Below are 21,680 nucleotides of genomic sequence, written 5' to 3'. Positions count from 1 at the left end.
AATTCTATCCAATATAAATATTTTCACCAGTGAGCCCGCAGAACGCTCCCGCTATCTGTGCATCTCTGTGGGCGATCAGCCATTTGTTCCTTGCTGCGAGCAGGCAGTCTTCCCCTTCTTGGAGAGGCATCGAAATCAGCGGTTCATTGGTGCCTTTGGGCAGGATGACAATACAGCGAAAATTACTGTCCGATACGGAGACAGGAGCATAGTGAAGAGTGGTCGCGTACAGCTCTGCAGCAGTTCCGGCAGGCACAAGAAATCCCTCTATTTTAGCTGTGTCATAGGTGAAGCCATCTGATAGGTCCTGTCTCAGGCCGAGCAGCAGTATCAGATCATCAGCGGCAATATTGATTTCTGAGCTCCGATGGTATTCCAGAGCATTTAGAAAATGATTATTGCCGTTACAGTAGCCAATCTGAACAGGAAGCCCGCCGAATGCCCGATCCTGAAACACACTGGCACTATCCAGGCGTTCCAGATCAGGATCAGATGGGACGTAAACGACTTCTTGATCCGGAAGCGGGGTGTGGTTCAGCTCTTCCAGCAAGGGTCCTGTACAATCATACGTCAGCACTCTGCCATAACGTCGGAAAGAGGGAGCAGTGAGTTGCTGTATTCTCATAAAAATACCTCCTTTATGAGAATATTATAACAGTCAAAAAATGCTGTCACGACCTTAAACTTATTCTGTTTATGGCAATTTCTTGTCATTTTAGGGGATGGTGAGTAGCGGAAGCTCTGCGAAATTCGCTGGGCAGCATTCCGTATCGCTTGAAAAAGACATGAGAAAAGGACTTGCTGTTGGCAAATCCATGATTCAGAGCGATCTCTCCGATGGGTGTCCTCGTGTTGGCCAGTTGGCGGTAGGCGTATTCCAGCCGGAGGTTCTGAAGATAGGTTTTGAAAGTTGTCTGGGCATATTTCTGGAACATGTGAGAAATATAGGTCGGGGAATAGCTGAAGGTCTTCGCGAGGCTCTCCAGAGTCAGAGTCTGAGCATAGTTTTCCTTTATGTAGGAAGTGATTTTGGATAATTGGTTGAGATTCCGGTTGATCTGTACCAGATCAGGGCTTATATCCAGCTTCCGGTATTTTGTGACCAGCAGGTAGACCAGCATATAAAACTGGCTCAGAACCTTCAGTTCGTAGCCGCACTCTGAACGGCTATAGGTATCATAGAGATCCCTCAGCAGCCCCATCACCTGTTCATCCTGATTTCTGGAGCTGTGAGAGAAGTAAATAAATTTGTCATCTGTATAATAATTGGCGAAGGTGGCCAGGGGAATCTGGACGACCAGCGTCAGGTTTGGGCGGGGAGCGGAGATGGAATGAACTTCATTGGAATTCACCAGCATGAACTCACCGGGAGAGAGAGGATACTCTCTGTTATCGATAAAAAAACTAAGACTTCCCTCAAACAGGGCAAAAATCTCCACAGAACGGTGCCAGTGCTTATCACGGCTATAGCTGCCGTTCCGCCCTTCAAAGACAAACATTTTAAAGGGAATGTCGTCGTTTGGCATAATCAGTTCATGAGAAAAGTCCATAAGCCCCTCCTTGCTTTTAAAGCATGAGTCCGGCCAGATCTTCGTAAAATGCCGGATATGAGATGTTCACACATTCTGCATTGGTAATATCTGTCTCGCCGTCCGCCGTCAGGGACGCGACAGCAAAGGACATGGCGATCCGGTGATCCAGGTGGCTGTCGATCACCGTGCCGTGCAGAGGGCGGCCTCCCCGTATGATCATTCCGTCCACTGTACCTTCAATGTCAGCTCCCATGCGTGAAAGGCTATCCACCATGAGATCCAGACGGTTGGATTCCTTCACCTTCAATTCCTCCGCATTGCGGATCACAGTGGTTCCCTCGGCGGCCGCTGCTAAGACTGCCAGCACTGGTATTTCATCTATCAGCGTGGGGATCAGAGACCCCTCGATGACCGTACCGTGCAGGCTGCTGCTGTGAACCAACAGATCGGCAGTAGGTTCCCCGCCGGCGGTGGTTTCATTCAAAATGTCCACCTGGCCGCCCATGGAACGGATGACTCTCAGAATCCCGTCTCTGGTAGGATTGATGCCCACGTTCCGGAGAAGGACTTCTGAACCGGGAACCATGAGAGCAGCCGCCAGAAAATAAGCGGCTGAGGAGATGTCGCCGGGCACCTTTACAGAAGCGCCGCAGAGAACGGGATCTGGGGCGATGGAAGCCGTAGTGCCTTCTGCCGTCACTCGGGCTCCGAAATAACTCAGCATTAGTTCGGTGTGGTTCCTGGAAAGTGCCGGTTCCGTAACACTGGTAACCCCGTCACTGTACAGCCCGGCCAGCAGGACGCAGGATTTTACCTGGGCGGAGGCGACAGGTGACTGATAGTGAATCCCCTTTAAGGAGCGGCCCTGGATTCTCAGAGGAACACAGCCGTTGCCTCTCAGGCTTTCCACGGAAGCCCCCATTTGAAGAAGAGGAGTGATGATACGACCCATAGGGCGCTTCTGGATGGAAGCGTCCCCGGTGAGCTCACTGGAAAAAGCCTGTCCGGCCAGAATGCCGGAAATCAGACGGGTGGTGGTTCCGCTGTTGCCGCAGTCTAAAATAGAAGCAGGGGCATGGAGTCCGTGGAGGCCCTTTCCATGCACGAGTATCCTGTCCTGGAATTCCTGTATCTCCACTCCCATTTTCCGGAAACAGTCAATCGTCGAGAGACAGTCGGCTCCCCGGAGAAAATGAGTGATCTCCGTAGTGCCCTCTGCCAGAGAACCGAACATGACTGCCCGGTGGGAGATGGATTTATCGCCGGGAACGGTAAGTTCCCCTTTCAGACTTCTGGTAGTGTGTGTGAATTTCATAGCTTGCCTCCGGTCACTGTCGTTGGTGTACTTTGTAATTTCTGTTTTTAAGGGCGGTCAGCGCTTTGCTGCAGGCTTCCTCTTCATAGAACTCGATGCGGAGCACGCCTTCTTCAAACTCGCGGTTGTGAATGATGCCGATATTCTTGATACTGATGCCGTTCATAGCCAGAAGAGTGGTGATGGTGGCAATTCCTCCGGCTTCGTCGTAGATATCGCAGTACAGTACATACTGTTTTGGGGTTGGGCCGGAAACTGTGTCGGAGAGGGAATCCCTGTAATTTTTTGAGGACTCGAACATCTGGTAAAGGGCATCTCCGTCTCCCTGATCCACCAGATATTTTGCCTGAATCAGCAGCCGGATAAATTCATCCAGTACCCTGGAAATCTGTTTCTTATTCGTGAGGCAGATTTGCTGCCACATGACTGGGGAGGAGGAAGCGATCCGTGTGATATCTTTAAATCCTCCGGCGGCGACCAGCTTCATACGTTCTTTTTCTGTATCCAGCCTGGCGATAGCGTTGACCAGGCAGGAGGCGACGATATGAGGCAGATGGCTGACGCCGGCCACCACATAGTCATGTTCCTCATAAGAGAGAACCAGCGGAATGGCTCCCAGAGAAGCCACCAGATCCACATAGGCGGAGATTTTGGAAAGTTCTGCCTGGTCAGAAGGCGTGATGACATAATAGGCGTTTTCCAGCAGATAATCGGTAGAATTGGAAAAACCTGTTTTTTCAGACCCCGCCATGGGGTGGCCGCCGATGAAATTGGCGGAGAGGCCTGCTGCGGCCACGGCATCGTGCATCTCACCCTTCACGCTGCCCACATCCGTCAGAACACAGCGGGAACTGATGGTCTGCTTCAGAAAAGGCAGATAGGAAATATTCGTCTGTACGGGAGCGCACAGAAATATGTAATCACAGGTTGCAAAAAGAGGATCCTCCTCAGAACAGGGAATGTCGATCACTCCTTCTGCCACCGCTTCGTCCAGCGTGCTTCTGGTATGGGAATAGGCCAACAGTTCGTACTCCGGGTGAAATTTCCGGATGGCTCTAGCGATGGAACCGCCGATCAGCCCCAGGCCGATAAATCCGATACGAGTCTTATCCATGTTACAAAGTCCTTCCTGCCAGGCGTGTATATGCCTGCAATTCATTCATGAGCTGGTCAAAATTAGAAAATGTCAGAGACTGTGGGCCGTCTGACAGAGCGTGTTCCGGGTCGTTATGAACCTCGATCATCAGTCCGTCCGCGCCGCATGCGACTGCGGCCTTGGCCAGGGGCGGAACATAGGAGAATACGCCTGTGGCGTGGCTGGGATCGACGATGATGGGCAGATGAGATTTTTCACGGATCACAGGAATTGCGCTCAGATCCAGCGTGTTGCGGGTGGCTGTCTCGTAGGTTCGGATTCCCCGTTCACAGAGGACGACACGCGGGTTCCCCTCTGAAATAATGTATTCCGCCGCGTTCAGCCATTCATCCACGGTGGCCGCCAGCCCGCGTTTTAAGAGAACCGGCATCCCGGAACGTCCGGCTTCCCGGAGAAGCTGGAAATTCTGCATATTGCGGGCGCCGATCTGAAGCATATCCACGTATTTGGCGGCAGCTTCAATGGCAGCCTCGCTGATTACCTCACAGATGGTATTCAGGCCAAATTCCTTCTTTGCCTCGGCCATATAGCGCAGCCCCTCTTCCTCAAGTCCCTGGAAAGAGTAAGGAGACGTCCGCGGCTTATAGGCGCCGCCCCGGACGAACTGAGCGCCGGCCTTTTTCACAGCCCTGGCGATGGTCATGAGCTGTTCTTCGGTCTCGACCGCACATGGGCCTGCCATGATCGTGAGAGTGTCCGGACCGATCTCATGATTTCCAACTTTCACGCGGGTGGGTTCCGGATGGAATTTTTTGTTGCTGAGCTTATAGCTCTCAGTGATCGGAACCAGCTTATCAACATAGGGAAGGAGCGTCAGGTTCTCATTGCATAATTTATTCTTATCTCCAACAACGCCGATAATCGTGACCTGGCGGCCCTCCGAGAGATGTGTTTCCAGCCCTTTCTCCTGAATTAAATCAGTAACCTGTTTTACAGCTTCTTTTGGAGCGTTGGGTTTCATAACAATAATCATAGTGTTCTACCTCATGCCTTTCGTTTCATATGTTTAACCGTCTATCATTGTACTTGAAATATGGAGAAAAGTCAACGATTTACCGGTTTAAAGTGCAACACTTTAACTTGAGAAAATCACAAAAACAAGTATTTTGAATCATCCAAATTTTATTGGTTAAAATTCATAAAATACTTGAAAAATTGTAAAAATTTTAGTAAAATGTACCCATAGCAAGAAACTACAATCAGGAGGTATTACAATATGGACGTTTATAGAACTGACAGAATCAGAAATGTGGTGTTGCTTGGACACGGCGGATCAGGAAAGACTTCACTGGTAGAGGCCATGGCATATCTTTCCGGGATTACAAATCGTCTGGGAAAAGTAGCTGACGGAAACACTATCAGCGATTTTGATAAGGAAGAGATTAGACGTAAATTTTCAATTTCCACATCCTTAGTGCCTGTTGAGTGGGGAAAAGAGAAAATCAACGTATTGGATACACCGGGATTTTTTGATTTTGCAGGCGAAGCAGAGGAAGCTGCATCAGCTGCCGACGCCGCTGTGATCGTCATTTCCGGCAAGGCGGGCGTACAGGTGGGAACCCAGAAGGCATGGGATCTGTGTGAACGCTTCCAGCTGCCGCGCATGATTTTTGTAACAGATATGGATATCGATAATGTTAGCTACCGTAAGGTTGTGGAAGACCTGCAGGAGCTGTATGGCAAGAGGATTGCCCCCCTCCACATGCCGATTCGTGAAAATGAAAAATTCGTCGGCTATATCAATATCGTTAAGAATAAAGGCCGCCGTTACATAGAGAGAGACAAAAAAGAAGAGTGTGAGATTCCTGAATACTCTAAGGAGTACCTGGAGAAATACAGAGAGACGCTGATGGAATCCGTGGCAGAGACCAGCGAGGAGTTCATGGACCGCTATTTCGGCGGAGAAGAATTCTCTGTTGCAGAGATATCGGCGGCATTGGCTGCGAATGTGGGCGATGGAAGCCTGGTGCCTGTATGCATGGGTTCACCGGTGAACCTGCAGGGTGTTTCTAATCTGTTGGATGATATCGTTGGTTATTTCCCGAATCCCTCGCAGAGAAAACGTGCAGGCCTGGACAAAAACAGCAATGCGGTATTTGATGCGGATTATGATTTCCAGAAGCCGAAGAGTGCAACGATTTTTAAGACGATTGTAGACCCATTCCTGGGCAAATATTCACTGATTAAGGTATGCTCAGGCGTCATCAAGAATGACGATGTGCTGTACAATGTGGATCAGGACAGCGAGGAGAAGCTGAATAAGCTCTACATCCTCCAGGGCTCCAAGCCGATTGAGATTCCTGAGCTGCATGCGGGAGATATCGGGGCAATTGCCAAACTGGGCGATGCGAAGACTGGAGATTCTCTGGCGACGAAGGCCCATCCGGTGGTCTACGGGCAAGTGGCTGTTTCCAAACCCTATACGTCAAAGCGGTATAAACCGAAGAACAAAGGTGATGTGGATAAGATCTCCCAGGCATTTTCCAAGATGATGCAGGAAGATCTGACCATGAAGGTGGTCAATGACTCGGCAAATCATCAGACACTGATCTGCGGCCTCGGCGACCAGCATATTGACATCATTGTCAGCAAGCTTCAGGAGCGCTATAAGGTGGAAGTGGAGCTTTCCAGGCCAAAGGTAGCATTCCGTGAGACAATCCGGAAAAAATCCGATGTGGAAGCGAAATATAAAAAACAATCCGGCGGCCATGGTCAGTACGGCCACGTTAAGATGCGCTTTGAGCCTTCAGGGGATATGGAGAAATCCTTTATATTCGCGGAAGAGGTTGTGGGAGGCGCCGTGCCGAAGAATTATTTCCCGGCGGTAGAAAAGGGCATGCAGGAATCCGTTCAGGCAGGTCCGCTGGCTGCTTATCCGGTAGTAGGTGTGAAGGCGATTCTCTATGATGGTTCCTATCATCCGGTAGATTCCTCTGAAATGGCTTTCAAGACGGCGACAGTTATGGCCTTCAAAAAGGGCTTTATGGAAGCGGGGCCGGTTCTGCTGGAGCCGATTGTGACTATGAAGGTGACAGTGCCGGATAAATATACCGGAGATATTATGGGCGATCTGAACAAACGCCGCGGCCGTGTGCTGGGGATGAATCCGGACCACAGCGGCAACACGGTTGTTGAGGCAGAAGTGCCGGAGCTGGAAATCTACGGATATTCCACTACCCTTCGCTCCATGACCGGAGGCAGCGGTACTTTCGAGTACGAATTTGCACGTTATGAGCAGGCACCCAGTGATGTACAGGAAAAGGAAATTGCGGCCAGGGCGAGCAAATTGACGAAAGACGAGGAATAAGTTCATACTGGTGGGGGGAGGAAGGCCATGAGGTGCCAGAAATGTGGAAATGAAGTGACAGAGGGCGTCAGATTCTGTACGAAGTGCGGAGCACAGATGGAGCAGCCTGCCAGTGGCTCCGTCCCGGGAGAAAAAACGGGAAAAAGCAAAAAAATACCGACAGGGACTTTGGTGGCCTCAATCCTGGCGGCTGCTCTGGCAGTGATCCTGATCCTGCAGAACTTCTTCAGCCTTCCTCTGGCGGGAGGAAAGGGCGGTTCCACTGCAGATGTCGGTTATAGCACGCCGGAGAGGCTGATGGAGGAATTTGGAAAATCGATTGCTGCCAATGACCTGAACGGCGCAGTGGCCATGTTTGGGTGCGGACTGCGGGCAGAAAACTACGACTGTGGGGCTATGATTGAACGGGTCAGAGCATGGATGGTAAACTTTCCGATGCCCTTCGCCTCCACTGATACAATTTTTACCGACGCGAACCGGGAACAGCTCAGAGGAAATGCCGCCAGCCAGATTGGAAGCATGTGTTTCAGCCTGCAGGCTGACGAGGCGATGCTCACAGGCAATCCGCTATACGAGGGCGATTCCGATCTGGATGATATTTCAGATGGCATTGTGGATGCATCCAAGCTGGATGAACTGAAAACTTTTCGGGTTTTAAGAATCGATTACGCAATGCCGGATATGCAGGACAGCGAAACCCATCAGAAAAATCTAAAAAGTAACTGCGATATTTATGGCTGCGATGAGATTGAGGATTACGGCGTACTTTACGAATATGACGGGGAGACTTATGCAGGCAGTGTGTCTCTCATGCGTTACGGAGATAAGTGGTATATCTGCGGACTGAGCAGCGCCCTTATCGGCACGGCCAGTTTCGGTTTCCTGACGCCTGCTGATGAAGATGAATATCTCCAAATGACGGAGGGATAGATGAATTCAGGAGGCTCATAGGGGTCAGACGGGGCGAGGGTTCTCCATAAGTGAGAACCTTCGCCCCGTCCGTCCCCTCCGGGGTTTTATACGGATATCCCATGTAAACCAGACCCCGCAAATCCGGAATTGCGCCTTGACATTTCCTGCTGCGGAAAATATAATGTTTTTATACTCGCGGGGTGCCCTGTGGGTATGAGTTTTTGGCCCCAAGGGGGCTTTTTGCGCTTGACGCAGAACTGCGAGGAGGAAAATACAATGGCAATACCATTTAATCACAAAGCGATTGAAAAAAAGTGGCGTGAGAACTGGGAAAAGAACCCAATTAATGTGAATGACGGAAAAAAGCCGAAATATTACTGTCTGGATATGTTTCCATACCCTTCAGGCAACGGCCTTCATGTAGGCCACTGGAGAGGTTATGTGATTTCTGATGTGTGGAGCCGCTACAAGCTGATGCAGGGGCATTACGTAATCCATCCCATGGGTTGGGATGCCTTCGGACTGCCGGCTGAGAATTACGCCATCAAGATGGGCGTCCATCCGGCGAAATCCACCGCTGAAAATGTATCGAATATTAAACGCCAGATCAACGATATAGCAGCTATTTATGACTGGGATATGGAAGTGAATACGACCGATCCCCAATTCTATAAATGGACGCAGTGGATTTTTGTACAGATGTTCAAAAAGGGCCTGGCCTACGAGAAGGAATTTCCCATTAACTGGTGTCCTTCCTGTAAGACAGGGCTGGCCAATGAAGAGGTCGTGAACGGAAGATGTGAGCGCTGCGGCGCGGAGGTGACTAAGAAAAACCTTCGTCAGTGGATGCTGAGAATCACAAAATATGCCGACCGCCTTCTGGATGACCTGGACAAGCTGGACTGGCCGGAAAAGGTCAAGAAGATGCAGACAGACTGGATCGGGAAGTCCTATGGCGCGGAAGTGGAATTCCCGGTTGAGGGAAGGGATGAGAGTATCACTGTCTACACCACACGGCCGGATACCCTTTACGGCGCCACCTTCATGGTGCTTTCGCCGGAGCATGCGCTTGCGGCAGGGCTGGCCACAGAGGACAACCGGGAAGCCGTTGAAAAATATATCTTTGATGCGTCGATGAAATCCAACGTAGACCGCATGCAGGCTAAAGAAAAGACAGGCGTATTTACCGGAAGCTATGCGATTAACCCGCTGAATCAGGAGAAGGTTCCGATCTGGCTGTCCGATTATGTTCTGGCGGACTACGGAACCGGAGCGATCATGTGCGTGCCTGCCCACGACGACCGTGATTTTGAATTTGCGAAGAAATTTAATTTGCCGATCATACAGGTGATCGCCAAGGACGGCAAAGAAATTGAGAACATGACGGAAGCCTATACCGATGCGTCCGGCACCATGATCAATTCCGGTGAATGGAATGGAATGGAATCAGCCGTGCTGAAGAAAGAGGCTCCGATGATGATTGAGAAGAGAGGCCTGGGAAGGAAGACGGTGAATTACAAGCTTCGTGACTGGGTATTTTCCCGTCAGCGTTACTGGGGTGAGCCGATTCCCATCATCCACTGCCCTCATTGCGGAAACGTCCCGGTACCGGAGGAAGAGCTTCCGCTGATGCTTCCGGAGGTGGAGAGCTATCAGCCGACAGGAACCGGCGAGTCGCCTCTGGCTGGCATAGATGAATGGGTGAACTGTAAATGCCCGGTCTGCGGTGCCGACGCGAAAAGAGAGACCAATACCATGCCCCAGTGGGCAGGGTCCTCCTGGTATTTCCTGCGTTATGTGGACAGTCATAACGATGCAGAGCTTGTATCCAGGGAAAAAGCGGACCAGTACCTTCCGGTTGACATGTATATCGGTGGCGTAGAGCACGCGGTGCTGCATCTGTTGTATTCCAGGTTTTATACAAAGTTTCTGTGCGACATCGGCGTCATAGACTTTGATGAACCTTTCCAGAAGCTGTTTAATCAGGGCATGATTACTGGCAAGAACGGCATTAAGATGAGTAAATCCAAGGGGAACGTGGTTTCACCGGATGATCTCGTGAGAGATTACGGATGCGATTCCCTCCGTATGTATGAATTGTTTGTAGGTCCGCCGGAACTGGATGCGGAATGGGATGACCGGGGAATCGACGGAGTTAACAGGTTCATCAAACGTTTCTGGAACCTGGCTCTGGACAGCAGGGATGCCAATGTTCCGGCCACTCCGGAGATGATCAAGATCAGACACCGCCTGATCCATGACGTCACTCAGCGTCTGGAAAGCTTCAGCTTGAATACGGTTATATCAGCGTTTATGGAGTACAATAACAAGCTGATTGACCTGTCCAAAAAGACGGGAGGCATCGACCGGGAAACGATTGAAGCATTTACGAAGCTGCTGGCTCCCTTTGTACCCCATGTGGCGGAAGAAATCTGGGAACAGTACGGACACACAGAGACTGTTTTTCATGAAAAATGGCCGGAACACAGCGAAGAAGCCATGAAAGATGATGAAGTGGAAATTCCTGTGCAGATTAACGGGAAGACAAGAGCCGTCATTTCCATTGCAAGTGATATCAGTAAAGAAGATGCCCTGGCGAAAGGGAGGGATGTGATAGCAGACCGTCTGACGGGAAATGTGGTGAAAGAGATCTATGTTCCGGGTAAAATTGTCAATTTTGTTATGAAATAAGTCGGGAGGAAAACTCACAACAGAATAACAACCTAGGGCAGTTCTTGACGAAACGGACGAAAAGAAAACACCAAGGTTTGTTCCCCGCATCCAGTTTCCTTCAGATTCCACCTCACGATGGTCGGCTATATCCTTCCCACCACCGGGCGGGTTTGGGACTTGCACCCCTCAGAAACGTGCGCCGCCAGGTGCACAATGAAAAGAACAGGTGAAAAATTAATTTTTCACCTGTTCAGCGTTGATGGATACTGCGTGCAGTATCGGTTTCCATTTGATTTTCACAAACAGTGCGATTACGGATAACGGCACATATGTAAACATAAATATAGGAAAAGTAAACATGTATAAAATCTTCTTCCTGTTCGGGCAGTAAATCCGTTTCCATTCCGCCAGCGTGGTTGACATACCCAGTAAAAAGAAAAGCAGGTATGATGTGGCGCAGGCCAGCAGGAAGGTATGGAGGATCTGGGCGAAATAGACGCTCATCACCATAGCTGAATTGATCGCGGTAATAACGCCGATCAGGAGAACCGAAGCCAGGAATACAAAGCCGGGCGTCAACGTTATCAGCACATCGTAGCAGGTAAAACTGGCGGTTGTAAAGAACCGTTTTAAGAGCTGGCTGCCATATTCATAGAATACCTGGTAAAATCCTTTGGTCCACCGCAGCCGCTGATTCCAGGAATCTGTGAACCGGAGCGGCTGTTCATCATAGAATACCGCGTCGCCGCAATAGCCGATTTTTTCACCCTTTAAAATGCTGTTGACGGAGAATTGCACGTCTTCGGTCAAAAGGAAGAAGTTCCACCCGTCGTTGGATTTGACGATATCCCTGTGCATCAGGAATCCGGTGCCGGACACCAGGCAGCTGACTCCCAACTGCATACGGGCATTGTTGATAAATTTCGCTTCTCGGAGGAACCACAGGCCTGTGCCTGCGCTGATCCAGTTGGAACCGTAATTCTTGGAATTCCGATAGCTGGTGATAATCCGGTAACCGTTATCGAACACTTTGTTAATTTCCTGTATGTAATTCTTCTCCAGCAGGTTGTCTGCGTCAAATACGAGATAACCTTCAAACGTATCCAGCCCGTAATCCTTGTCAATCTGGCGGAGCAGATACTGAAGGGCATATCCCTTGCCAAGCTGCTGGGAATCATACCGCTCGTAGACGGTTGCCCCGGCGCCGCGCGATACGTCGGCGGTCTGGTCAGAGCAGTTGTCTGCAACGACGAACACCTGAATGAGCTCCTTTGGATACTCCTGGTTCAGAATGCTGTGAATCAAATGAGCGATAACATTTTCCTCATTCTTTGCCGAAATCAGTATCGCATACCGGTGCTGCTTTTTAGCCTCGAAAAGCATGGGTTTTTTAAACAGGCCGACCAGCAGATAGATGAACTGATATAAAAACAAAAGTATAAATATATTCGGAAGAATCTTTAAAAGAATTTCCAGAAATAATTTCATAGCGCACCCCTTATTTTCAATTGTAAATAGGTATTAGGTAAATCTTTAATTAACTATACCAGACGGAAGAGCATTTGACAAATGGAAAAATGTAATCGAAATAGAAAATTAAGAGAAATTAAAGGATTCGTCTGGTTTTTCCTCTGGATTTCTGTATAATGATAAGATATCAAGGCGTTTGGAGGAAACTGACAATGGTGAAAAAAGCAGAACTGGTCAGGCAGCTGACGAAGCGTGAAAAGGTGGGTTTCTGCGCGGGAAGAAGTTTCTGGAGCCTGGGAGGGGCAGAGCGCCTCGGACTGCCTGTTCTGGCAGTCGCTGACGGACCTCACGGGCTGAGAAAACAGAAACGGGATGAGGGGTATCAGAGCCCTTTGGGCAGCATACCGGCGGTATGTTATCCCACAGCCAGCGCATTTGCGTGCAGCTTCGATGAAGACCTCATTTTCCGCATGGGGCAGGCTCTGGGAGAAGAATGCCGGGAGGAAAATGTGGCCGTCCTGCTGGGACCGGGAGTTAATATTAAGAGAAGCCCTCTCTGCGGAAGGAATTTTGAGTACCTGAGTGAAGATCCGCTGCTGGCCGGTAAGCTGGCGGCGGCGTTGATTAAAGGCGTGCAGAGCAAAGGGGTGGGCACCTCGCTGAAGCATTTCGCGGCGAACAGCCAGGAGACGAAGCGTGCCAAAAGTGATTCCAGGATAGACGCGCGCACCCTTTGGGAGATCTATCTGAAGCCATTTGAGATTGCTGTGCGGGAAGGGCGGCCCTGGACCGTGATGCCGGCTTATAATCTCCTGAATGGAACCTATTGCTGTGAAAACAGCTGGCTGCTGCAGGATGTTCTCAGGCGCCAGTGGGGATTTGAAGGGACGGTTATTTCAGACTGGGGCGCCATGAACCGTTGCGCTTCCAGCTTCCGCTCCGGGCTGGATGTGGAGATGCCGGGGGGAGTCAATCATGATGAAGAATATCTCATGGCAGCAGTGGAAGATGGCAGGCTTCCGGAAAAGCGTCTGGATGAGATTGCCGGTCATATAATCGATCTGACGCTGAAGCATCAGGAGGGGCAGAAGATCCCATACACCAGCGACCGGAAAGCCCATCTTGCCCTGGCCAGGGAGGTGGCGGAGAATTCAGCGGTATTGCTGAAGAATGAAGGAGTGCTTCCTGTGAAATCAAGCGAGGAGATCGCGGTGATCGGTGCTCTGGCCAAGTTTCCCAGATATCAGGGGGCGGGCAGCAGCAAGGTAAATGCGGTGCAGAGGGACAGTCCCCTGGCAGCGCTGAAGGAGGCAGGCTGTAAGGTGACTTATGCCTGCGGTTACAGCCTGAAGGCAGGGGCGGATGAAGAACAGCTTCTGGAAGAGGCCCGCAGAGCCTGTGAGGGCCGGGATACGGTCCTGATATTCGCCGGGCTTCCGGAAGACTATGAATCGGAAGGATTTGACAGGGAGAATCTGGAGCTGCCTGCGAACCAGAACCGGCTGATCCGGGAAATCTGCGGGATTCACGATAAAGTGGCCGTGATCCTGCAGGGCGGCGGGCCGGTGGAGATGCCCTGGATCAGTCAGGCAGGAGCTGTTATGATGTGTTATCTCGGCGGCTGCCAGGGCGGCCATGCCGCTGCTGCAATTCTGACCGGAACGGTTAACCCTTCTGGAAAGCTGGCCGAGACCTTTCCGGTAAAGCTTTCCGACACGCCCTGCTTTGGCCGCTATCCGGGGCTGGAGGAGAAGGTCTGTTATCAGGAGGGAATTTACGTGGGATACCGGTATTATGATAGTGCTGACCGGGAAGTCCTGTTTCCCTTTGGGCACGGGCTGTCCTATACTTCTTTCATATATGAAGACATCCATCAGGAAGACGGAGCCATATCCTTTGCTCTGAAGAACTCAGGAAGCCGGCCGGGCAAGGAGGCTGTCCAGCTGTATCTGTCATCCCGGAAGAATCCATATTATAAAGAGCTGATAGGTTTCCAGAAAGTTGAACTGCAGGCCGGAGAGAAGCGGCAGGTGGTTTTCCGGCTGGCAGACAGGGATTTTGCCCGTTTTCATGAGCCGGACTGCGCATGGGTGACAGCTCCGGGGGAATATCAGCTTTTGGTGGGCAGCTCCAGCCGGGACATCCGGCTGGAAGCTATTGTGGAAATCACGGAAAGGCAGAGCTGGCCCCTGGACATTCCGGCTGTTGCCGTTGAAACGCCGGAAGCTGCCGGCGGAGAGAAAAAACCACGTTTCACCATGAATTCCACACTCCGGGAGTTTCAGTCAATTCCGCTGCTGCGCCCGGTGCTGGCGCTGGTGAGGAGGATTGCCGCGAAGACCTCCGGGGAATTTGTGAGCGGTGAGAGGATGGCCGACATGATTATGGATATGCCGATCCGGCAGCTTCCCATGGGGACAAATGGGAAAATCAATGCCGGGCAGGTGAAGGGAATCATAGAACTGCTGAATGGGAAGCCGGGAAGCGGCCTTAAAAAGATGGTTCTGGGGGCAGGGAAGAAAAAGCCGGGAAGGAAGAAAGACATTTCACAATGAGAAAAAGGCTGCCGCAACAGCAAAACTGAGCTGGGCGGCGGCCTCTATTCTCCGGGGGAATACCACTTGGAACAACGCGGGCTGTTCCCACGCTCCGTGAGGAGCATGCGTTCCGGGATGACGCCCGCAAGACATTGGTTAACATGCCTTCCCCCTACGCCTCATGAGGAGCATGCGTTCAGGAATGATATCGGCAGTTAATAATCGTTCCAGTTGCGGACCGTGTCGTACATGGCCACAATCGTTTCGATAGGCGTATCCTGCTGGATCCGGTGGGAAGGGCTGAAGAAATAGCCCCCGTCTTTTCCGAGCACGGACAGAGTGTGTTTTACAATATCAATGATTTCCTCAGGGCTGCTGTTGGGGAGCACCTGCTGGGTATCGATGGCGCCGTGGAACGTCACCTTGTCTCCGAAAGAATCTTTCAGATCCCGGATATCCATATCCTTCGCTGAAGTCTGGATCGGATCCAGCACTTTTACGCCCGCGTCGATGAAGTCGGAAATCAGAGGCTTGACGCTTCCGCAGGTATGGTAAATCATGGCGGCGCCGTAGCTGTCCGCCAGATCGCATAGCTCCTTGAGGCTGGGCTTGAAAAATTTTCTGAATACATCCTGGCTCACCAGAAGGCTGTTCTGGGAACCCATGTCGTCTTTATAGAAGATAAAATCCAGCTTCCCCTTGCAGGCGGTGAACATTCTGTCGAAATAGCCGGTCCAGTAGGCAGTGATGTGTTTAATCGTCTCTTTAACCAGCTCTTCTTCTGTGAGAAGGTTCATCATCGCCTGTTCCATGCCGAACAGGTAAGTCAGTTGGTGGAAAACGCCGTGGTAGCCTTCGGCGAAAAGCCCGGGACCGGAGATCGCATAGCCGTCAAATCCCCTGCACATGGTTTCCAGGCAGGAATAATCGTAGGCGTCCACATCCGGCCAGGGATAATTCCTGATTTCATCCAGGTCTTCCACATCCGCCAGCGGGCTGTAATCAACGAAAACATCGCGGCTGCGGTCTGTGACAACCTCCTTCCGCCGGACTCCCCATTCATCGAAGAAATTGCCGTTGGAGTCTTTGGGGAAGGCCGGGCCGGTATAAGGGGGGATTACCTCCCGGAAATCTACCTGCAGGTATTCTAATAATTCCTGGTGGGATTTGCTGTAATAGTGTTCCATGCGGTCTGCGACGGTGTCGACAGAACGGAAATTGATGGGCACTCGGTCAGGCCTCACATGGTTCATAGCGGTAAGCACTCGTTCTCTGGAATTCATAATGGTTCTGGCTCCTTTTTGGGTTATAGTTTTTTCTCAGCTCTTTTTCCCCATGTTGTACTTGAACAGTAATTTGTGATGATCGTCCAGTTCGCTTTTCAGATTTTGATATACCCGTTCCCAGATAGTGTAAAAATCCATATACATTTCATGGACGGCGGGGTCTGGCTCGATCGAGCCGGTCACTTTCACCAGATGGCTGAGAGGTTCGGTCAGTGACTGGTAGATTCCTGCTCCCTTTGCCGCGAGGATCGCATCGCCCAGGGGCGCCGCCTCATCTACATTTGTGGTTTCCAGGGGGATGCCGGTCACGTCGGCGGTAATCCTGTTCCAGAAAGAACTCTTGGTCGGCCCGCCGTTCAAGGTCAGCTTATCGATCTTGGCCCCGCTGGCCAGAGCGATCTTTATGTTGCTGAAGAGGTCAAAAGCGACTCCCTCCATCAGCGCGCGCAGCCAGTCAGCCTTCGTAGTTCCGATGCTGGCGCCGAAGAAGATCCCCTTTGAGCTGGGATTCCAGTTGGGCGACAGCGTGTTGCCCATATAGGGCAGGTAGAGGAGGCCTCCGGCGCCGGGATCAGAAGCGGAGGCGTATTTGTCAAATAGTGAAAAGACATTCAGGCCTGCCTGCTTCGCCATCAGGACCTCGTGTTCTGCGAAGGTGTCCCGGTACCAGTTCAGGGAAGCGCCGGTAAAAGCCATGGGCGCGTCGAACATAGTCAGACCGTTCAGCACATGGGGCCATTTGAGAATGCGGTATTCATCCTTGCGGTCTTCCGTGGGAATCATAATTCCCAGATTAGATCCGGTGCCCATGGAATAATAGGCCTGGCCCGCTTTTGTAACACCGCAGCCGAGAGCCGCGGAGCTGATATCGGTGCCGCCGGCGACTACGACAGTTCCCTTGCGGAGCCCGGTTTCCTGGGCGGCACGCTCTGTAACGGTGCCGATCACATCGTCACTGTTATAAATTTTCGGATATTTATCAATGGGGATTCCGATCTTTTCCGCCAGTTCAGGGTTCCATTCGCCTTCCTGATAATTGTAAGGATAGAAGAGGCCGGCATCGCCTTTGTTGATGGTGAACGCGCTGCTCAGGCGGTATGTACAGTAGCCGGCAGGGGACAGGAATTTGTAGGTTTTTTCAAAAAGCTCAGGTTCATGCTTTTTCATCCACAGGGCTTTAGGTTCTACGAACCAGCAGGCGATGCGGTTACCGTTATTATCATTAATAGCTTTTTCGCCGACAGATCTGCGGATATCTTCGCATTCTTCCTCGGCGCGGGCGTCCATCCAGATCATTCCCGGGCGGATGGGTTTTCCGTTGGTATCGATGGGAAGGGCCACGCCCACCAGGCCAGAGATACCCACACCGGCGATGTCATTGGCGAAATCCCCGCAGGCCAGGCACTGGCGGATGGCAGAAACAACCGCATTCCAATAGCTGTCCCCCTCTTGCTCCGCATAGCCAGGTTTGGATAAGATCAGAGGGTGGGCCTGCTGACCGGCAGCGACCACCTGGTTTGTTGCAGTATTCAGAATTCTGGCTTTTACACTGGATGTCCCAATGTCGATTCCTAATGTTAAATGTCTGCTCATAGTTTTCCCTCTCCTGTTCATTTGATTTTTCTTTTGCTTTCCGTGCCGGGGCTCTTAGCTCTGAATGCTCCACCTTCCTTTCCCGCTGAAAATATAACTTGTACAACAAAAAAAGAGCCGGCACATAACAAAAGAATGTTATGTATGCATAGCTCTTTTTTACTCTTAGCATAGCGCACAAAATTGTTAAATTTGTATGCTTTTATGATAAATGATTTCTCAACACTTGTCAACTATTTTTTGATAATTGAACGGTGAATAAGATACAAAAATAAAAATGATTAAAAATGCAAAAAATATTCTTGACAATTTATTAAAAATGTTTATAATAAAACATAACAGCGCAGGAGAACCGGCTGTACCAATTCAACTGAATACTTGTTATCGCAGAGAATAAGAGATAAAAAATGACTTGTCATGATATCTTTTGTTCTTTTTTTGTGTACAGGGAAAGTAGGTGATGAATTGTACGGATAAAATATCGCAAAAAGGCGCAGAGCGCAGGAGCAGAGGGAGCTGATTAAAGAAAGAGGCAGGGGAAAACTTCATAAATGCAATCAATGCTGTTAGAAAAATCAGAGTATAATTTGTCGAATGTTTGGCCGAACGAGAATACATAGGTAAAGATACTAAAAACAAACAATTATTGACAAGAGTATTGTGAAAATGCTATAATTATTTAGAGATTTTCGAGAACAGTATTTGGGATTTTCTCCTGTTTTGTTAAGGAAGAAAAGGAGAAGAATTCATGGAGTTTGAGAAAATCGTAAGAGAGAACCCGGTTCTGGCAGCAGTGAAAGATGAGGCAGAACTGGAAGAGGTTCTGAAGTCTGATGGGGTGCAGATTATATTTGTATTATTTGGAGATGTCTGTATTATCCCGGGGATTGTGGAACGGATCAAGGATCGCGGCAAATTTGCCATCGTACACGCAGATCTGGTCGAAGGACTGAGCAGCAAGGAGGTCGTGGTCGATTACCTGAAGAGCAATACCAGGCTTGACGGTATTATTTCCACCAAACAGAGCATCATACGGCGAGGCATCGAATTGGGCTTGTTTACGGTTCTGAGGTGTTTTGTCCTGGATACGAAGTCTCTGATCAATCTGCAGAGGTGGCTGGATTCAGGGGTGAAGCCGGATGTGGTGGAGCTGATGCCCGGCATCGCACCGAAGATCATCCGGCTGATCCGGAAGACTGGCAAGGGAATACCCGTTATAGCAGGCGGGCTGATCACGGAGGAATGGGAAGTCAGGGAGGCGCTGGTCGCGGGTGCGGTCGCGGTTTCCACAACCAATTCAAAGCTTTGGTTTATGTATGAAAAGAACAGTTTAAATTGAATAATGGAATAACTTTTTTTCAAGAGTAAAACGAGATGAAAAAAATAAGACATGCTTATTTTTTTCGTCTTATTTTTTGTCCAAATGTACATGGCGCCTGGCGGCGTTATTACCCTTTAAGAAAGTAATCGGGAGGATATCGGATGGAAACGAGACCATATGTTTCTTGGGAATTGATAGGTAATTTTATGACAGATACTTTTCAGGCTGTCGGAGTACCGGAGGAGGACGCAAAACTCTGTGCAGACGTTCTGATGGAGAGTGACAGAAGAGGGATTGAAAGCCATGGCTGCAACCGGTTCAAACCAATTTATATCGACCGGATCATTGCGGGGATTCAGAAGCCGGTGACGGAGTATGAGATCCTGAAGGAGACAGAGACGACGGCAGTTGCGGACGCACATGACGGGATGGGCATGGTGGCATCCCATAAGGCGATGTCTGCGGCAATTGAAAAGGCCAAAAAGCATGGAATGGGCATGGTGGCTGTCCGGAATTCCACGCATTACGGGATCGCGGGTTATTGGGCCACGATGGCCTCCAAAGAAGGGCTGATCGGGATCACGGGTACCAATGCGAGACCCTCTATCGCGCCCACCTTCGGCGTGGAAAACATGCTGGGAACCAACCCGCTGACCGTGGCTTTTCCGACCGATGAAGAATTCCCCTTCGTGCTGGACTGTGCCACGTCCATCACACAGAGAGGGAAGATTGAATACTTTGCCAGGAGCGGAAAGGACACGCCCGCCGGGATGGTGATCGGGCAGGATGGGAGCGCCATGACAGACAGTCAGAGGATACTCACGGCCCTCACCAGGGGAGAAGCCGCATTGGCGCCGCTGGGCGGTATCGGTGAAGAACTGGCAGGTTATAAGGGGTATGGATACGCGACGATTGTGGAAATCCTTTCGGCAGCACTGCAGGGGGGAAGTTATCTGAAGATGCTGACAGGCAGTGATGAAAAGGGCAATAAATGCCCGTACCGACTGGGACATTTCTTCATCGCCATAGATCCGGAGGCATTCATGGGAAGAGAGACTTTCAGAAGTATTTGCGGAAAGATCTTAAGAGAGCTGAGAAACTCCAAAAAAGCGCCGGGGCAGGAGCGGATCTATACGGCGGGAGAGAAAGAATATCAGGCCTGGCAGGAGAGAAAGGATAAAGGAGTTCCGGTAGGAGAAGCAGTTCAGAAGGAATTTGTGGAAATCAGAGACCGATACGGGCTTCCCTATAAATTCCCCTTCGAATCATAAAAGCAAAGGAGAGTGCGAGAGATGGATTATGCAAAAGAGTCGCTAAGGCTCCACAGAGAGTGGAAAGGTAAAATCGAGGTGATTGCCACTGTTCCGGTGGAATCTAAGGAGGATCTGTCCCTGGCTTATACGCCGGGCGTCGCGCAGCCCTGCCTGGAGATCCAGAAGGATATCGAACAGTCCTATGAGCTGACGAGACGCTGGAACACCTGCCTGGTAGTCACAGACGGGACGGCCGTCCTGGGGCTGGGCGATATCGGGCCGGAAGCGGGCATGCCGGTTATGGAAGGCAAATGTGTGTTGTTTAAGGCTTTTGGGAATGTGGACGCGTTTCCTCTCTGCATCAAAAGCAAGGATGTGGATGAGATTGTCAATACTATTTACCTGATTTCCGGAAGCTTCGGCGGCGTAAACCTGGAAGATATCGCGGCTCCCAGATGCTTTGAAATTGAGAAAAGGCTGAAGGAGAAGTGTGATATTCCTATTTTCCACGATGACCAGCACGGAACGGCAGTTATTACTCTGGCAGGCTTGAAAAATGCCCTGAAGGTGGTGGGAAAGGAGCTGACGGGCATCCGCATTGCGGTAAACGGGGCCGGTGCGGCTGCGATTTCCATTACCAGGCTGCTGCTGTCGGCCGGGGTTAGGGACGTTACCCTCTGCGATAGAAGCGGAATTATTTACAAGGGCCGCGCGGAAGGGATGAACGAGATCAAGAAGGAGATGGCGGAAGTCACAAATCCTCGCGGGCTTAAAGGCACTTTGGCGGATGCCGTCGCAGGAGCAGATGTGTTCATCGGAGTCAGCGCTCCGGGAGTTCTGACCCAGGAAATGGTAAAGGCCATGGCAAGAGATGCGGTCATCTTCGCCTGTGCGAATCCGACGCCGGAGATTTTCCCGGACGAGGCCAGGACGGCAGGTGCCAGGGTGATCGCTACAGGGCGCAGCGACTTCCCGAACCAGATCAACAATGTGCTGGCATTTCCCGGAATATTCCGCGGAACCTTTGACGTGAGGGCGTCGGATATTAATGATGAGATGAAAATAGCGGCGGCAGAGGCGCTGGCAGGTTTGATTTCTGAAGAAGAGCTGAATGAGGATTATATCATTCCGGCAGCCTTTGATCCCAGGGTGGGACAGGCGGTGGCTGAGGCGGTGGCTGAAGCGGCCCGCAAATCAGGTGTAGCGCGTAGGTAATTATCCTATGTTCTATATTCTTGCAAGGCTGCGCCGGAGCCTCCGGGCGAAGGCGCGGCTCCTGTAAGGTAACAAGGAGGCATTAAACGATTGTAAGAATGGAGGAAGAA

At 50.7% G+C, this 21,680-nt stretch carries 15 protein-coding genes; 7 read left to right on the top strand and 8 right to left on the bottom strand.

Features of this window, described 5'->3' with window-relative positions; genetic code table 11:
• Positions 1 to 4: 4 nt before the first annotated feature.
• The 5 genes from H9Q79_RS05265 to aroF form a co-directional block, all read right to left on the bottom strand.
• Positions 5 to 625: a DUF4867 family protein gene (locus H9Q79_RS05265; RefSeq protein WP_118643689.1), complete on the bottom strand. Its 621-nt coding sequence runs from the start codon at positions 623 to 625 to the stop codon at positions 5 to 7.
• An 85-nt stretch (positions 626 to 710) separates the two neighbouring features.
• Entirely contained in the window at positions 711 to 1,550 is an 840-nt protein-coding gene (locus H9Q79_RS05260; protein ID WP_249329339.1) for an AraC family transcriptional regulator, read from the bottom strand.
• A 16-nt stretch (positions 1,551 to 1,566) separates the two neighbouring features.
• Positions 1,567 to 2,847, bottom strand: a complete 1,281-nt coding sequence (aroA, locus tag H9Q79_RS05255; protein WP_118643691.1) for a 3-phosphoshikimate 1-carboxyvinyltransferase — start codon at positions 2,845 to 2,847, stop codon at positions 1,567 to 1,569.
• Between the two features lie 13 nt (positions 2,848 to 2,860).
• Positions 2,861 to 3,961, bottom strand: coding sequence for a prephenate dehydrogenase (locus H9Q79_RS05250; protein ID WP_249329338.1), 1,101 nt, complete (start codon positions 3,959 to 3,961; stop codon positions 2,861 to 2,863).
• Between the two features lies 1 nt (position 3,962).
• On the bottom strand, positions 3,963 to 4,976 hold the full coding sequence (gene aroF, locus H9Q79_RS05245; protein ID WP_118643695.1) for a 3-deoxy-7-phosphoheptulonate synthase: 1,014 nt from the start codon (positions 4,974 to 4,976) through the stop codon (positions 3,963 to 3,965).
• Between the two features lie 243 nt (positions 4,977 to 5,219).
• On the opposite strand from aroF, the gene H9Q79_RS05240 reads away from it, so the two are divergent.
• The 3 genes from H9Q79_RS05240 to leuS all read left to right on the top strand — a co-directional run bounded on the left by H9Q79_RS05240 (position 5,220) and on the right by leuS (position 10,913).
• Positions 5,220 to 7,310 (top strand): elongation factor G, encoded by a 2,091-nt coding sequence (locus tag H9Q79_RS05240; RefSeq protein WP_249329337.1) that lies wholly within the window; start codon positions 5,220 to 5,222, stop codon positions 7,308 to 7,310.
• A 27-nt stretch (positions 7,311 to 7,337) separates the two neighbouring features.
• On the top strand, positions 7,338 to 8,240 hold the full coding sequence (locus H9Q79_RS05235; protein WP_118643697.1) for a zinc-ribbon domain-containing protein: 903 nt from the start codon (positions 7,338 to 7,340) through the stop codon (positions 8,238 to 8,240).
• Between the two features lie 258 nt (positions 8,241 to 8,498).
• On the top strand, positions 8,499 to 10,913 hold the full coding sequence (gene leuS / locus H9Q79_RS05230) for a leucine--tRNA ligase (RefSeq protein WP_283245094.1): 2,415 nt from the start codon (positions 8,499 to 8,501) through the stop codon (positions 10,911 to 10,913).
• Positions 10,914 to 11,129: 216 nt separating this feature from the next.
• Here leuS and H9Q79_RS05225 read toward each other — a convergent pair whose 3' ends face one another.
• On the bottom strand, positions 11,130 to 12,383 hold the full coding sequence (locus H9Q79_RS05225; protein WP_249329336.1) for a glycosyltransferase family 2 protein: 1,254 nt from the start codon (positions 12,381 to 12,383) through the stop codon (positions 11,130 to 11,132).
• Between the two features lie 194 nt (positions 12,384 to 12,577).
• Here H9Q79_RS05225 and H9Q79_RS05220 point away from each other — a divergent pair, with 194 nt between their 5' ends.
• Positions 12,578 to 14,920 carry a glycoside hydrolase family 3 C-terminal domain-containing protein gene (locus H9Q79_RS05220; RefSeq protein ID WP_249329335.1) on the top strand — a complete coding sequence of 781 codons (2,343 nt, stop codon included), beginning with the start codon at positions 12,578 to 12,580 and terminating at the stop codon, positions 14,918 to 14,920.
• 197 nt (positions 14,921 to 15,117) lie between these two features.
• On the opposite strand, the gene H9Q79_RS05215 is transcribed toward H9Q79_RS05220, so the two are convergent.
• A complete protein-coding gene (locus H9Q79_RS05215; RefSeq protein WP_118643705.1) occupies positions 15,118 to 16,185 on the bottom strand; it encodes a uroporphyrinogen decarboxylase family protein in 1,068 nt (355 codons plus the stop codon).
• A 36-nt stretch (positions 16,186 to 16,221) separates the two neighbouring features.
• Positions 16,222 to 17,781, bottom strand: coding sequence for a xylulokinase (locus H9Q79_RS05210; RefSeq protein ID WP_118643707.1), 1,560 nt, complete (start codon positions 17,779 to 17,781; stop codon positions 16,222 to 16,224).
• A 748-nt stretch (positions 17,782 to 18,529) separates the two neighbouring features.
• On the opposite strand from H9Q79_RS05210, the gene H9Q79_RS05205 reads away from it, so the two are divergent.
• The 3 genes from H9Q79_RS05205 to H9Q79_RS05195 all read left to right on the top strand — a co-directional run bounded on the left by H9Q79_RS05205 (position 18,530) and on the right by H9Q79_RS05195 (position 21,570).
• Positions 18,530 to 19,120 (top strand): glycerol-3-phosphate responsive antiterminator, encoded by a 591-nt coding sequence (locus H9Q79_RS05205; RefSeq protein WP_249329334.1) that lies wholly within the window; start codon positions 18,530 to 18,532, stop codon positions 19,118 to 19,120.
• Positions 19,121 to 19,263: 143 nt separating this feature from the next.
• Complete coding sequence (locus H9Q79_RS05200; RefSeq protein ID WP_118643709.1) at positions 19,264 to 20,373, top strand: Ldh family oxidoreductase; 1,110 nt, start codon at positions 19,264 to 19,266, stop codon at positions 20,371 to 20,373.
• A gap of 21 nt (positions 20,374 to 20,394) precedes the next feature.
• Positions 20,395 to 21,570 (top strand): NAD(P)-dependent malic enzyme, encoded by a 1,176-nt coding sequence (locus H9Q79_RS05195; protein ID WP_118643711.1) that lies wholly within the window; start codon positions 20,395 to 20,397, stop codon positions 21,568 to 21,570.
• Positions 21,571 to 21,680: the final 110 nt, after the last annotated feature.

It is taken from the genome of Wansuia hejianensis (genome assembly GCF_014337215.1).
GTDB lineage: Bacteria > Bacillota > Clostridia > Lachnospirales > Lachnospiraceae > Scatomonas > Scatomonas hejianensis.
Note: the sequence above shows the minus strand (reverse complement) of the source record. Positions and strands in the feature narration are given on the sequence as shown.